The sequence below is a fragment of the Allobosea sp. P4_C6 genome (assembly GCF_056402015.1).
Window position 1 is genome coordinate 64,032 of the sequence record NZ_JBFUIF010000011.1, and the last position, 14,006, is coordinate 78,037.

Annotated in this window: 11 protein-coding genes; 8 read left to right on the forward strand and 3 right to left on the reverse strand. The window is 65.4% G+C overall.

The genetic code is table 11. The features are described from left to right. The first annotated feature begins 100 nt into the window (after nt 1-100). Both AC1DVA_RS10615 and ppx read left to right on the forward strand, forming a co-directional pair. Entirely contained in the window at nt 101-2,296 is a 2,196-nt protein-coding gene (locus tag AC1DVA_RS10615; RefSeq protein WP_265053020.1) for an RNA degradosome polyphosphate kinase, read from the forward strand. Continuing rightward, nucleotides 2,232-3,806: an exopolyphosphatase gene (gene ppx, locus AC1DVA_RS10620; protein WP_476805889.1), complete on the forward strand. Its 1,575-nt coding sequence runs from the start codon at nt 2,232-2,234 to the stop codon at nt 3,804-3,806. Before AC1DVA_RS10615 ends, ppx begins: the two co-directional genes overlap by 65 nt. A 41-nt stretch (nt 3,807-3,847) precedes the next feature. Here the strand turns inward: ppx and metC are convergent, their stop codons facing one another. After that, nucleotides 3,848-5,038, reverse strand: coding sequence for a cystathionine beta-lyase (metC, locus tag AC1DVA_RS10625; RefSeq protein WP_476805890.1), 1,191 nt, complete (start codon nt 5,036-5,038; stop codon nt 3,848-3,850). Between the two features lie 262 nt (nt 5,039-5,300). On the opposite strand from metC, the gene AC1DVA_RS10630 reads away from it, so the two are divergent. From AC1DVA_RS10630 to AC1DVA_RS10650, 5 genes are all read left to right on the forward strand, one after another. After that, the gene (locus AC1DVA_RS10630) at nt 5,301-6,323 is read left to right on the forward strand and encodes an amino acid ABC transporter substrate-binding protein (RefSeq protein ID WP_265053023.1); all 1,023 of its coding nucleotides are present in this window, start codon (nt 5,301-5,303) and stop codon (nt 6,321-6,323) included. 616 nt (nt 6,324-6,939) lie between these two features. Further along, a complete protein-coding gene (locus AC1DVA_RS10635; RefSeq protein WP_265053024.1) occupies nt 6,940-8,136 on the forward strand; it encodes an amino acid ABC transporter permease in 1,197 nt (398 codons plus the stop codon). Between the two features lie 10 nt (nt 8,137-8,146). Then, nucleotides 8,147-9,526 carry an ABC transporter permease subunit gene (locus AC1DVA_RS10640; protein WP_476805891.1) on the forward strand — a complete coding sequence of 460 codons (1,380 nt, stop codon included), beginning with the start codon at nt 8,147-8,149 and terminating at the stop codon, nt 9,524-9,526. A 98-nt stretch (nt 9,527-9,624) separates the two neighbouring features. Continuing rightward, entirely contained in the window at nt 9,625-10,341 is a 717-nt protein-coding gene (locus tag AC1DVA_RS10645) for an amino acid ABC transporter ATP-binding protein (protein ID WP_057193382.1), read from the forward strand. 185 nt (nt 10,342-10,526) lie between these two features. Then, nucleotides 10,527-10,802 carry a hypothetical protein gene (locus AC1DVA_RS10650; protein ID WP_476805892.1) on the forward strand — a complete coding sequence of 92 codons (276 nt, stop codon included), beginning with the start codon at nt 10,527-10,529 and terminating at the stop codon, nt 10,800-10,802. A 125-nt stretch (nt 10,803-10,927) separates the two neighbouring features. Here the strand turns inward: AC1DVA_RS10650 and AC1DVA_RS10655 are convergent, their stop codons facing one another. Together AC1DVA_RS10655 and AC1DVA_RS10660 are read right to left on the reverse strand one after the other, a co-directional pair. Continuing rightward, a complete protein-coding gene (locus AC1DVA_RS10655; RefSeq protein WP_476805893.1) occupies nt 10,928-12,088 on the reverse strand; it encodes a glycerophosphodiester phosphodiesterase in 1,161 nt (386 codons plus the stop codon). 256 nt (nt 12,089-12,344) lie between these two features. After that, nucleotides 12,345-12,485, reverse strand: a complete 141-nt coding sequence (locus AC1DVA_RS10660; protein WP_476805894.1) for a hypothetical protein — start codon at nt 12,483-12,485, stop codon at nt 12,345-12,347. Nucleotides 12,486-12,667: 182 nt separating this feature from the next. Between AC1DVA_RS10660 and AC1DVA_RS10665 the strand changes: the two genes are divergently transcribed. After that, entirely contained in the window at nt 12,668-13,966 is a 1,299-nt protein-coding gene (locus tag AC1DVA_RS10665; protein WP_476805895.1) for an RsmB/NOP family class I SAM-dependent RNA methyltransferase, read from the forward strand. Nucleotides 13,967-14,006 lie beyond the last annotated feature (40 nt).

Here is a 14,006-nt window from a genome sequence, read left to right on the forward strand (position 1 = left end):
GTCTCGGCGTGAAATCATGTCGCCTGTCATTGAAACGTCACGCTAGAATGGCTTCAACGGCRCCATGAGCGAAAAAGCGACCAGGACGCGGGTGAAGCGCATGAATCTCGATACCGTGACCGACGAGCCGGAGCGGCTCACCGGCGAGACCGACTCGCTGGCGCTGCGTCAGCAGCCCGGGCGCTTCATGAATCGCGAGCTCAGCTGGCTGCAGTTCAATCGCCGCGTCATGGAAGAGGCCTCGAACCGCAGCCATCCATTGCTGGAGCAGCTGCGTTTCCTCTCGATCTCGGCGAACAATCTCGACGAGTTCTTCATGGTCCGCGTCTCCGGCCTGCGCGAGCAGCTCAAGGCCGGCGTTGTCACCCGCAGCCAGGATGGGCTGACCCCGGCCGAGCAGCTCGTTGCGATCGGCGAGGCCGTCCACGCACTGACCGGCGACCAGCAGGCCCGCTGGGCCGAGCTGCGGCACGATCTGCATGAGAACCGCATCCACCTGCTGCAGCCCGCCGATATCGGCTCGCAGGATCGGATCTGGCTCGAGGACTATTTCCTCAACTACGTCTTCCCGGTGCTGACGCCGCTGGCTATCGACCCGGCGCACCCGTTCCCCTTCATCCCCAACCTCGGCTTCACCATCGCGCTGGCGCTGGAGCGCAAGAACGACGGGCGCCAGCTCGACGCGCTGATCCGCGTGCCGATCAAGATCGATCGCTTCATCGAATTGCCCGATCTTGCCCGCGAAGGCCTGCATCGCTTCATCACGCTCGAGGATGCGATCTCGCTCTTCATCGGCAAGCTCTTCCCGGGCTACGAGGTCAAGGGAACCGGCTCCTTCCGCGTCATCCGCGACTCCGATCTCGATATCGAGGAGGAGGCGGAGGACCTCGTCCGCGTCTTCGAGACGATGCTGAAGCAGCGCCGACTCGGCGTCGTCATCCGGCTCGAGCTTTCGCTCGGCATGCCCGACCATCTGCGCCGGCTGATCGTGCGCGAACTCAAGGTCGATGCCGACGAGATCGTCGAGGTCGACGGCATGATCGGACTGAACGAGCTTTCCCAGCTCGTCGGCGTCGACCGGTCGGACCTGAAGTTCAAGCCTTACAACGCCCGCTTCCCGGAGCGCATCCGCGAGCATGGCGGCGATTGCTTCGCCGCGATCCGCCAGAAGGACCTGCTCGTCCACCACCCCTACGAGAGCTTCGACGTCGTCGTGCAGTTCCTGCAACAGGCGGCGCGCGATCCCAACGTCGTCGCGATCAAGCAGACGCTCTACCGCACCTCCGCGAACTCGCCGATCGTCAAGGCGCTGACGGAAGCAGCCGAGGCCGGTAAGTCCGTCACCGCGCTGGTCGAGCTCAAGGCCCGCTTCGACGAAGAGGCGAACATCCGCTGGGCCAAGGAGATGGAGCGCGCCGGCGTCCAGGTCGTCTACGGCTTCATCGAGCTCAAGACCCACGCCAAGCTCTCGCTGGTCGTGCGCCGCGAGGCGGGCCAGCTCGTCAGCTACTGCCATATCGCGACCGGCAACTATCACCCGATCACGGCGCGCATCTATACCGACGTCTCTTTCTTCACCGCCGACCCGGTGATCGCGCAGGATGTCGCGCGCGTCTTCAACTTCATCACCGGCTATGCCGAGCCCGACGGGCTGGAGCGCATGGCCATCTCGCCGACCGGCCTGAAGCAGCGGCTGCTCGCCGACATCGCCGAGGAGGTCGCGCATGTGAAGGCCGGCCGCAAGGGCGCGATCTGGGGCAAGTGTAACTCGCTGGTCGATCCCGAGATCATCGACGCGCTCTATGATGCCAGCCAGGCCGGCGTCGAGATCGACTTCGTCGTGCGCGGCATCTGCTGCCTGCGGCCGGGTGTGCCCGGCCTGTCGGACAACATCCGCGTCAAGTCGATCATCGGCCGCTTCCTCGAGCACACCCGCATCTACGCCTTCGGCGCCGGCCACGGCCTGCCCTCGGCCAAGGCCAAGGTCTCGATCTCATCGGCGGACCTGATGCCGCGCAACCTCGATCGCCGGGTCGAGGCGCTGACGCCGATTCTGAACCCGACGGTGCATCAGCAGTTGCTCGATCAGATTATGTTGGCCAACCTGCTCGACAACGAGCAGAGCTGGACGATATTGGCCGATGGCGGCTCGCGCCGCATTGTCCCGGCGGCGAACGAAGAGCCGTTCAACGCGCATAAGTACTTCATGACAAACCCGAGTCTGTCTGGACGTGGAAAATCGCTCTCCAATTCAAGTCCCCGTTCCCTCACGCGCCGGGGAGGCCGTAAAGCCTGAGCTCAGGCACGCGCCGGGGCGGCTTGCGCTCTCCGACACCATTGCCATCGTCGATATCGGCTCGAACTCGGTCCGCCTCGTCGTCTACGAGATGCTGGCGCGGGCGCCTTCGCAGGTCTTCAACGAGAAGGAGATGGCGGGGCTTGGCCGGCAGGTCGCCTCGACCGGCCGGCTCGCCGAGGATGCGATCGATAAGGCGATCCACGCGCTCGTGCGCTTTCGCATCCTCTGCGAGGCGATGCATGTCGGCGAGATTCGCGTCATCGCCACCGCCGCGGCGCGCTATGCCGAGAACGGGCCGGACTTCATCGCCCGCGCCGAGAAGGCGGTCGGCCAGCCGATCGAGCTGATCTCCGGCGGCCGCGAGGCGATTCTCTCGGGGCTCGGCGTGATCTCCGGTTTCGATGCCCCCGACGGGGTCGTCGGCGATCTCGGCGGCGGCAGCCTGGAGCTGATTTCCGTCAAGAACGGCGCAGTGGGGAAGGGCGCCAGCGTGCCGCTCGGCGGCCTCGCGCTGCTCGATCGCTCGAAGGGCTCGATCCGGGCGGCCGAGAAGATCGTCCGGGACGAGCTCGACAAGCTGCCGCAGCTCGCTGCGATGAAGGGCCGCGACTTCTACGCCGTCGGGGGGACCTGGCGTGCGCTGGCGACGCTGCACCAGCGACGCGCGAATTACCCCCTCAACGTCATGCATGGCTATGCCATTCCGCCGAAGGATGCGGCCGATTTCGCCAAGCTGGTCGAGCGGGCCGATGCGTCCGTCCTCGACGCGATCGATTCGGTGTCCTCGGCACGGCGTCCGTTGCTCGCCTATGGCGCGCTCGTGCTTGACGAGCTGATCAAGCGCGGGAAGCCACGCAACATCGTCATCTCCGCCCAGGGCGTGCGCGAGGGCCTCCTGCACGAACAGCTTTCGCCGGCCGAACAGGTGGCCGATCCCCTGCTGCAGGCCGCGCGCGACTACAATCTCCTGCGCGCCCGCGATCCGCGCCATGCTGCCGACCTTATCGCCTGGGCGAGCGGCATCCTCCAAACCGCGGGCCTGCCGCAGGACGAGCCGTCGGGACGGCTGATCGAGACCGTCTGCCTGTTGTCCGATATCGGCTGGCGCGCCCATCCCGACTATCGCGGCGAGCAGAGCATGAACGTGATCGCGCATGCCTATTTCACGGGCATCGACCATGTCGGGCGGGCGTTCCTGGCACTGACGATCTTCCATCGTTACGCCGGCCTCAAGGCAGGCTCTCCGGCTGCCGATGGCCTGAGGACATTGCTGCAGCCGACCCTGCTCGCCCGCGCGACGCTGATCGCGGCGATCTTCCGTGTCGCCTATCTCTTGTCCGCCGGCATGGCCGGCATCCTGCCGCGTATCCCGGCAGCCTGTGTCGACAACCGCCTGGTGCTGCGCTTTCCGGACGATCTCGCCGCTCTGGCCAGCGACCGTGTCGAAGGCCGCCTCAAGCAGCTCGCCAAGCTGCTCGGGCGTGATGTCGAGATCGGCCGACTCTGAACGAGCCGGCCGGAGACCGAGAGACCGGCAGCCTTGGTTTCTCAGGCCGCGGCGCGCAACCGCGCGAAGCCGGCATCGAGATCGGCCTTCAGATCCTCGGTGTCTTCCAGCCCGATATGGATGCGGATCGTCGGGCCCTTGAAGTCGGGCTTGGTCGCGGTGCGGTAGTCCTTGCAGTCGAAGGGCAGGACGAGGCTCTCATAGCCGCCCCAGGATGCGCCGATGCCGAACAGCGTCAGCCCGTCCAACATCGCGCCGACCGCCGTCATCGAAACCGGTTCGAGCTCGATCGTGAAGAGCGAGGAGGCGCCGGTGAAGTCGCGCTTCCAGATTTCATGCCCCGGCGCGCCCGGCAGGGCGGGGTGAAGGACACGGGCGACTTCGGGGCGCTCGCGTAGCCATTCGGCCATGGCGATGCCGGCCGGCATCTGCTCCTTGAGCCGCACGGCCATGGTGCGCATGCCGCGCAGCGTCAGGAAGGCGTCTTCCGGCGCCACGATCATCCCGAGCTGGTGCCAGGCGGCCTTGAGCTTCTTGAACTGTTCCGGTGTCCGCGCCGAGATGGTGCCGATCAGCACGTCCGAATGCGCGGCGTAGTATTTCGTGCCGGCCTGCACCGAGAAGTCGACGCCGAATTTGTGGCTGTCGAAGAAGAGCGGCGTCGCCCAGGTGTTGTCCAACGCGACCAGGATGTCCCGCTCATGGGCTGCCGCCACGATGGCGGGGATATCCTGCATCTCGAAGGTCTGGGATCCAGGCGCCTCGGTCCAGACCGCCTTGGTGTTCGGCTTGAAGAGCTTGGCGATGTCGCCGCCGATCAGCGGGTCGTAATAGGTGACCTCGACGCCCATACGCTTCAGGAACGTGTCGCAGAAGATGCGCGTCGGGCGGTAGACGCTGTCCGTCACCAGGACGTGATCGCCGGAGGACAGGATGGTCAGGAAGGCGAGCGTGCAGGCGAGCAGCCCGGACGGGGTGGCGACCACACCGGCGCCGCCCTCGATCGTGTTGGCCGCCGCAATCAGCGCGTCCAGCGTCGGGCTGCCATCCGTGCCGTAGGTGTAGCGCGCCTTGCGAACCAGGAAGTCCGCCGTGTTCGGGTAAACGACCGTGGAGCCTCGTACGATAGGCGGATTGACAAAGCCGTAACTGTCCTCGGGGTCGCGGCCGGCAAGCACAAGGCGTGTCCGCTCGCCGAGGCGGGCAAATTCAGGCGAAGACAGCTTTTTCATGGAAACGGCACGTCCGGCAGGCGGGAGAATGCGGTCGCACTTGACCACGACCCACAAACTCGCATGTGATGTATGCAGTGGACAAGGGGCGGCTCATGCGTATGGCGGTTGCTTGACGCTCATGGGTCGCTCTGGCAATCGACTCGATGACGGGGGCGCCGCGCAACCGCAAGGTGAACCGAGCAGCGAAATCGCTGCCGGCGGCGAGACCAGGATGGCGTTCGGCGCGAGCCGGGAACGTGGCTTCAATGGGAGAGTACCGATGAAAAAGTTTGTAGCAGCCGCCCTCGCAGCGGGAATTGGCATGGCCGTTTCCGCGACCGGGGCCTCCGCCCAGGCAACCCTCGCGCAGGTCAAGCAGCGCGGCGCCCTCAACTGCGGCTCCAACACCGGGCTCGCCGGCTTCGGCGTTCCGGATGCGCAGGGCAACTGGAAGGGGCTCGACGTCGATGTCTGCCGCGCCATCGCAGCGACAATCTTCAACGACCCGAACAAGGTGAAGTTCATCCCGCTCTCGGCCAAGGATCGCTTCACCGCGCTGCAGTCGGGCGAGATCGACGTGCTCGTCCGCAACTCGACCTGGACGATGACGCGCGACGCGTCGCTCGGCCTGCTCTTCACCAGCGCGAACTACTATGACGGCCAGGGCTTCATGGTCCGCAAGAAGCTCGGCGTGAACTCGGCGCTGCAGCTTTCCGGCGCCTCGGTCTGCACCCAGCAGGGCACCACGACCGAGCTCAACCTGGCCGACTACTTCCGTGCCAACAACCTGAAGTACGAAGTCGTCGCCTTCGCCTCCGCGGACGAGACGATCAAGGCCTATGACGCCGGCCGCTGCGACGCCTTCACTACCGACGCTTCGGGCCTCTATGCCGAGCGCCTGAAGCTGACGAACCCCGACGACCACATCGTCCTGCCGGAGATCATCTCCAAGGAGCCGCTCGGCCCGTCCGTCCGCAACAACGATCCGCAATGGTTCAACCTGGTGAAGTGGGTCGGCTTCGCCATGCTGAACGCCGAGGAACTGGGCGTGACCCAGGCCAACGTCGATCAGCAGCTCAAGTCGGATAACCCCGAGGTCAAGCGCCTGCTCGGCACCGAGGGCAAGTTCGGCGAGCAGGTCGGCCTGACGGCGGACTGGGTCGTCCGCATCGTCAAGCACGTCGGCAACTACGGCGAATCCTTCGAGCGCAACGTCGGCCAGGGCTCGCTGCTGAAGATCGCCCGCGGTCAGAACGCGCTCTGGACCAAGGGCGGACTGCAATACGCCCCGCCGGTTCGCTGATACGTCTTGCGGGGCGCCGGCCTGACCGGTGCCCCGTTTCTAGTGACATCCGCTGCACCATCGCCGCGAGCCGCCTGCAAGCGTTTCGCGGCGTTCTTGTATCTCGGCAGGCACCGGCAGATCCTGCGCGAGAACGCTTCATTTCGCCCGGCACGGTCTTCAGGAAAGGGGTCTCTGGCAGGCTGTGTGCCGCTCCATCCCACTGACGGGATTGTTCGTTGACGACGAGGGCGGGGGCGCAGAAATTTGCGGACAGCGCCGGACAGGACCACCAGGGCGGTTGGTCCGGGATTTGCTGATTGGAAATTTACGTCAGCAGGACTTGCCGCATCGGCATTTGCTGCTCAAGATTTGCACAATCGGGGAGAGCGGGACAAACCCGCTCCGAACAGGGGTACGGCGGCATGAGGACAGAGATCGCGACTGCCGCGGGGGCGGCAGCTATCTGCGTCGGTAGCGCGACGCTTCCCTGAATGACGGGGAGGCGCTCCCTCGCATGGCGCGCCTCCTGCACGAAACACGAAGAATAGCGGCACGGACAACAACACGACCTCGGCGCAACCGCACCGCCGAAGGATCGCCGGCCGCAACAAGCGAAGCAAAAAGGGCGTGACAAGTGTCGAGCATTCCGACCGAAACGGTATCACCCGGCAAGGCGTCGTTGTTCTACGACCCCAAGATCCGCGGCTATGTCTATCAGATCCTTCTTTTGGCGGTCGTCGGCTTCCTGATCTGGTCGGCCGCATCCAACGCCATCGAGAACCTTCGTGCCCAGAAGATCGCCTCCGGTTTCGGCTTCTGGAACAACGCTGCCGGTTTCGACGTCAATCAGAAGCTGATCCCGTTCTCGGCATCCGGTGGCTCGACCTATGGCCAGGCCTTCCTGGTCGGCCTGCTCAACACGCTGCTCGTCGCCGCGCTCGGCATCGTACTCGCCACCATGATCGGCTTCTTCGTCGGTGTGGCGCGCCTTTCCAACAACTGGATCGTCGCCAAGCTGGCGATGATCTATGTCGAGGTGATCCGCAACATCCCGCTGCTGCTTCAGCTCTTCTTCTGGTACAACGCGGTGCTGAAGCCGTTGCCTGATGCCCGCAACTCGATTGCGCTGCCCGGCAGCATCTATCTCAACAACCGCGGCATCATCCTGCCGAGCCCGAATTTCGGCCCGGCCTTCGAGGCGGTCGTCATCGCCTTCTTCATCGGCATCGCCGGGGCGATCGCCTTCTTCGTCTGGTCGCGGCGCCAGCAGATGCAGACCGGCAAGCAGTACCACAACGGCTGGGTCGCGCTCGCGCTCATCGTCGGGCTGCCGCTTCTCGTGTTCTTCATCACGGGCCGTCCGCTCACTTTCGACTATCCGCAGCAGGGTCGTTTCAACCTGACCGGCGGCATGCAGATCTATCCGGAGTTCGTCGCGCTGCTGATCGGCCTGTCGACCTACACGGGTGGCTTCATCGCCGAGGTGGTGCGGGCCGGCATCCTGGCGGTGTCCAGAGGACAGACGGAGGCGGCCAACGCGCTCGGTCTGCGCTCCGGCCCGACGCTGAAGCTCGTCGTCATCCCGCAGGCGATGCGCGTCATCATCCCGCCGCTGACCTCGCAATACCTCAACCTCACCAAGAACTCCTCGCTGGCGGTGGCGATCGGCTATCCCGATCTCGTGCAGGTCTTCACCGGCACGGTGCTGAACCAGACCGGCCAGGCGGTCGAGGTCGTTGCGATCACCATGGCGGTCTATCTGACGATCTCGCTGGTGACGTCGTTCTTCATGAACATCTACAACAAGCGCATGGCGCTGGTTGAACGGTGAGGGCTGACCGATGACCGACGCAACCACCGAACTCGCGCCCTTCGCCTTCGTTCGCAGGGATACGCTGGAGCAGGAGCCCGCGCCGCTTTCCGTCGCCGGCCCCCTGGCCTGGATCAGGGCCCACCTGTTCTCGGGCCCTCTCAACACCATCCTGACCCTGCTCTGCCTCTATCTGGTGATCGATGCGGTGCCAGGGCTGATCCGGTTCTACTTCCTCGATGCGGTCTGGACCGGCACGAGCCGCGACGCCTGCCTCGCGGACAAGGTCGGGCGGCCGGTCGGCGCCTGCTGGGCCTATATTGGCGATCGTCTGCAGTACTTCATCTACGGTTCCTATCCGGTGACGGAGCGCTGGCGGGTCAACATCGTCTTCGCGATGTTCGCGCTCGGCGTGATCTGGCTGCTCTGGAACCGGGCGCCGATAAAGAAGATCGGCGTATTCTTCTTCTTCGTCATCCTGCCGACGAGCGCCTTCATCCTGCTGCTCGGCGGTGACCGGGCCGAGGGCTTCCTGCGCTTCCTGATCCTGCTCAGCTTCGCGCTGGCCGTGGTCTATCTCGTCCTGTCCTTCGCGCCGAGTCTGGTGAAGTTCTGGATCGGGGAGGGGCAGCTTGCCGTAGAGGAGGCCGCGCCGGCCTGGCAGCGCTTCTATCGGCCGAAGCGGCTGATCCTGATCGCGCTCGTCGTGTTCGGCATTCTCGCCGTTCTCGCCGACAAGGTCGGCCTCCCGCGCGTCGATACCGGCCTCTGGGGCGGCATGACGGTGACCTTCCTGATCTCGGCGGTGGGCATCGTGTTCTCGCTGCCGCTCGGTGTGCTCCTGGCGCTCGGCCGTCGCTCGCGGCTGCCGGCGATCCAGCTGCTCTCGGTGATTTTCATCGAGTTCGTCCGTGGCGTCCCGCTGATCACGGTGCTGTTCATGGCGAACACCATGCTGCCGCTCTTCGTGCCGCAGGAATGGTCTCCGGACCGGTTGCTGCGGCCGCTGATCGGCGTCGCGCTCTTCGCCGCCGCCTATATGGCGGAGGTGGTGCGCGGCGGCCTGCAGGCGATCCCCAAGGGCCAGTACGAGGGCGCGATGTCGCTCGGCCTCGGCTACTGGCAGATGATGCGCCTCATCATCCTGCCGCAGGCGCTGCGGATCGTGATCCCCGGCATCGTCAACACCTTCATCGGGCTGTTCAAGGATACGACGCTGGTCACCATCGTCGGCATCTTCGACTTCCTGCGCACCATCGAGGCGACTCTCGTCGACCCGACCTGGGCGACGCCGACGACGCGGACGACCGGCTATGCCTTCGCCGCGATGTTCTATTTTCTTTGCTGCTGGGGAATGTCGCGCTACTCGGTAGCTGTCGAGAAGCGCCTCGCCGCCGGCCAAAAACGTTGAGAGGAATGACGACCATGGCAATGGCAGAAACCAAGATGACCGACGCCCGGCCCGCCGCGCTGAAGCAGACCTCGCTCAACACCGCGACGGCGGTGGAGATGATCGGCGTCAACAAGTGGTACGGCGAGTTCCACGTTCTTCGCGACATCAACCTTAAGGTCTCGCGCGGCGAGAAGCTGGTGATCTGCGGCCCGTCCGGTTCGGGCAAGTCGACGATGATCCGCTGCATCAACCGTCTGGAGGAACACCAGAAGGGCCAGATCATCGTCGACGGCACGGAGCTCACCAACGATCTGAAGAAGATCGACGAGATCCGCCGCGACGTCGGCATGGTCTTCCAGCACTTCAACCTGTTCCCGCATCTGACGATCCTGGAGAACCTGACGCTCGCTCCGATCTGGGTGCGCAAGATGCCCAAGAAAGACGCCGAGGAGATCGCGATGCACTATCTCAAGCGCGTCAAGATCCCGGAACAGGCCTTGAAGTACCCCGGCCAACTCTCCGGCGGCCAGCAGCAGCGCGTGGCGATCGCCCGCTCGCTCTGCATGAGCCCGAAGATCATGCTGTTCGACGAGCCGACCTCGGCGCTCGACCCGGAAATGGTCAAGGAGGTGCTCGACACCATGGTCTCGCTGGCCGATGAGGGCATGACCATGCTCTGCGTCACCCACGAGATGGGCTTCGCCCGCCAGGTCGCCGACCGCGTCATCTTCATGGATGCCGGCCAGATCGTCGAGATGAACGAGCCCAACGAGTTCTTCAAGAACCCGCAGCACGAGCGCACCAAGCTCTTCCTCAGCCAGATTCTGCACTGAGACCAGATTCTGAACTGAGTCAAAGAAGCTTTCCAACGTTCAGGAGCGCGCCGGTTCTGCCGGCGCGCTCCTTCGCTTTTCCGGGGCGCCGCGGAAGCATCGCGAAGGATGTCGTTGCAGAAAAACCTCCGACGGCGGAACGCTTCCTTACGTGATGCGTTATCTGCGGGAACGGAGGATACGTCATGAAACGTCTTGTTCCTGCTATTATCGCCGCTGTTCTGATGACGGGCGGCGCCTATGCTCAGTCGATCAATGTCGGCCCCGGTGGCGTCAGCGTCGACACGCGCTCGCCGCAAGAGCGGGCCATAGATCGCGACATGCGTCACGACCGTTATGAGCGGGCGCGCGAACGCGAGTGGCGGCGCGCGAACTACCGCGGCGAGGATTGCCGCACGGTCACGACCGAGCGGGAGACCCCGCGCGGCATGGTGCGTCGTACCACCCGCGTCTGTGATTGAGTTGCGTCCAGAGTTGCTTACAGAGTTGTTTCGAGAAGCAGGTCCAGCCTGACTGATCGGACCGGCCGATAAAAAGCCCGCGGCGGAATACGCCGCGGGCTTTCTGTTGATCTGTCGCAGGAGGCTTATTTGCTGTCGCGCGCCTTCACGGCCTGGTCGGGGAAATCCGAGAACAGCCCGTCGATGCCAAGCGCGAAATAAGCCTTGTACTCCGCGCCAGCGTCGCCCTTGAAGTCCGAAACCAGCCGCTTCGGCTCGCTGCGGAAGGTCCAGCTGTGGACGAGGAGGCCGGCTGCGTGGGCATCCTTGACCACGTTGGTCGGCGCGATCAGCGTGCGATCGCGCTCGTCGATGGCGCCGTCGCCGTTGAGGTCCTGCGGCTTGCCGTCGGCCCCGATCGTCTGCTTCGCGCCGAGCAGATAGGGCTTCCAGGGGCCGACACCGTCGGCATAGGTCGCGATTTCCTTGAGCCCTTCGGCGGAGAGCATGTCCTGGAAGCTGCGCTTGTCGCCGAGCACGGCGAAGTCGTAGGGACGGTCGAACGGCGCTGCCAGCGAGACCTTGCCGTCCTTGTCGACGCCGTCGCCATCGACGAGCTGGACGAGACGCAGCTGCGTCTTCTTGCGCAGGTATTTGAGGTTGCCCGTTTCGAAGCTCTGGATGAACACCGGCGAGGTCTTCTCGGTCCAGCCGGCGGCCTTGAGCATGTCGAGGAGCTTGTCCTCGAAGGCGAGGCCGAGAGCCGCGTGATAGGTCGGATGCTTCGTCTCGGGATAGATGCCGATCGTCCGGCCGGTGCGGGCGCTCTCGGCCTTGGCGAGGTCGATGACCTCCTGGAAGGTCGGGATCTGGTACTTGCCGTTATGGGACTGGTCGCGGTCGGCGAAGGCCTGCTTGGCGCGCAGCGTCTTGATCTCGGTCACCGTGAAATCATTGGCGAACCAGTCCGCGGTGTCGACGCCGTCGACCTTGCGCGTGGTCTTGCGGCCGGCGAATTCCGGCCGGTCGGCGACGTCGGTGGTGCCGCTCAGCATCGGCTCGTGGCGCACGACTAGGACGCCGTCCTTGGTCGAGACCAGATCGGGCTCGATGAAATCCGCGCCCTGTTCGATCGCGAGCTTGTAGCCCTCAAGCGTGTGCTCGGGCAGGTAGCCGCTGGCGCCGCGATGGGCGACGACGAGCGGCTTCTGGCCGGAGAGGGTGGGCGCCGGCTGGGCGACGGCCGCAAGCGGCTGCAAGGCCAGCGCGACGAAAAGCGATGTCGAGAGAAGGAACGTCTTTTTCATGGTTTGACCCCGGATCGCGGAAATACGCGCGAACTTAGGTCAGAGGCTGTGACAACGCCATGAAGGCCGGCATTCGGATTCTCTGCTTCACCTGGCCCAAGCAGCTGTCGATTGCCCGGGCCACGGAGTTGTCGCGGCCTGCCGGCATGAAAATACCCGCGCCGACGTGAGGGTCGATGCGGGCTTCACTGGATTGTAAACAGGTGCGTCGTAGGTGCGCCGCGCTCTGGTGGCTGCCTCTCGCGCCGGAGCCGTATCAGCGGCGGTTCTCGAGGGTCGTCTTTGCGTCCAGGCGCTTGGAAGCCGGCGGGGTGAAGTCCTGCTGCGGCTGGGTCGCGCAGGCGGCGAGGCCGAGGGCGACGAGGCTCAGGATGACGATGCGGCTGGCGCTTTTCATATGTGGATACCCCAGAGACCGCGACATGCGGTTGCATCGTCTTTCCGCTTGTGAAACGACCGCGTCAAGAGCATGCCGCAGGAGCCCCCATGCCTCGGCGTCATGTTTGAACTGGTCGAAGCACAACCCACTCACCGCCTTGCGGCGCCGGCCGGAGCGGCCTGCGCCAGGAATGACGCATCATGACGCCAGCCGCCCGGATCAGCGCCGCCATCGAGGTGCTGCAGGACATTATCGAGCGCCGCCGCCCGGCGGCGGATGCGCTCAAGGATTGGGGGCTGTCGCGGCGCTTCGCCGGTTCGAAGGATCGCGCGGCCATCGCTTCGCTGGTCTATGACGCCCTGCGCCGCAAAGCCTCGTCCTGCTACGCGATGGCGTCGGAGGAGCCTCGCGCGCTGGTTCTCGGCATGCTGGCGGGCCTGCGTGGCCTGCCTCTGGCGGAAATCGGCGAGCTCTTCTCGGGTGAGAATCATGCTCCGGCCCCGCTGAATGCGGACGAGACGGCGCTTCTGACCGCTTTTACGGACGAGGGCGCTCCCGATTGGGTGCGCGCCGATGTCCCCGAATGGCTCTGGCCCTCCGTCGAGAGCGGTTTCGGCGAGGCGGCGGTGGCAGAGGGGCGCGCGCTGGCGTCCCGCGCGCCGATCGACCTGCGCGTCAATCGACTCAAGGCGAGCCGCGACGCCGTGCTCGGAGACCTCGCCCATCTCCAGCCCGAGCCCGGCGCCTGGTCTCCCGACGCGCTGCGCTTCCAGCCGGGGCATGACGGGCGTGGCCCCTCGCTCCAGACCGAGCCCGGCTTCTTCGCCGGCGCGTTCGAAATCCAGGACGAGGGCTCGCAGTTGGTGACACTGCTCGCCGGGGCGCAGCCGGGGCAGACCGTGATCGACCTCTGCGCCGGGGCAGGGGGCAAGACGCTCGCGCTCGCTGCCCTCATGGCCAATCGCGGCAGCCTCTACGCCACCGATCTCGACAGCCGCCGGCTCGCGCCGTTGCATGACCGCGTGGCGCGCTCGGGCGCAGGCATCGTCGAGGTCCGCATCCCCCGTTCGCGCGGCCACGAGCCGTTCGCCGACATCGCCGGCCAGGCCGATCTCGTGCTGGTCGATGCGCCCTGCACCGGCTCCGGGACCTGGCGCCGCAATCCGGATGCGAAATGGCGCGTGCGCCCCGGCGCCCTTGCCGAGCGGATCAAGGACCAGGCCGAGGTGCTGGCCCGAGCCGCGAAGTTGGTTCGCCCCGGCGGCCGCATCGCCTACATCACCTGCTCGGTCCTGCCGGAGGAGAACGACGAGGCGATCCGCGCCTTTCTCGGCCGTCACCCCGGTTTCGCTCCAGTGGCGCCGATCGATGTGCTCAAGGGGGCGGAAAGCGACTTTTCCCTGCTGGCGCGCTTTGCCACGGAGTTCGGCCTCCAGCTCTCGCCACGACGCAGCGGCACGGACGGTTTCTACCTGGCCTGCCTCCGGCGCGGGGATTGAGGCGGTTGCGGCCGTTGCGCGCGCCCGCGTGATCCATTAA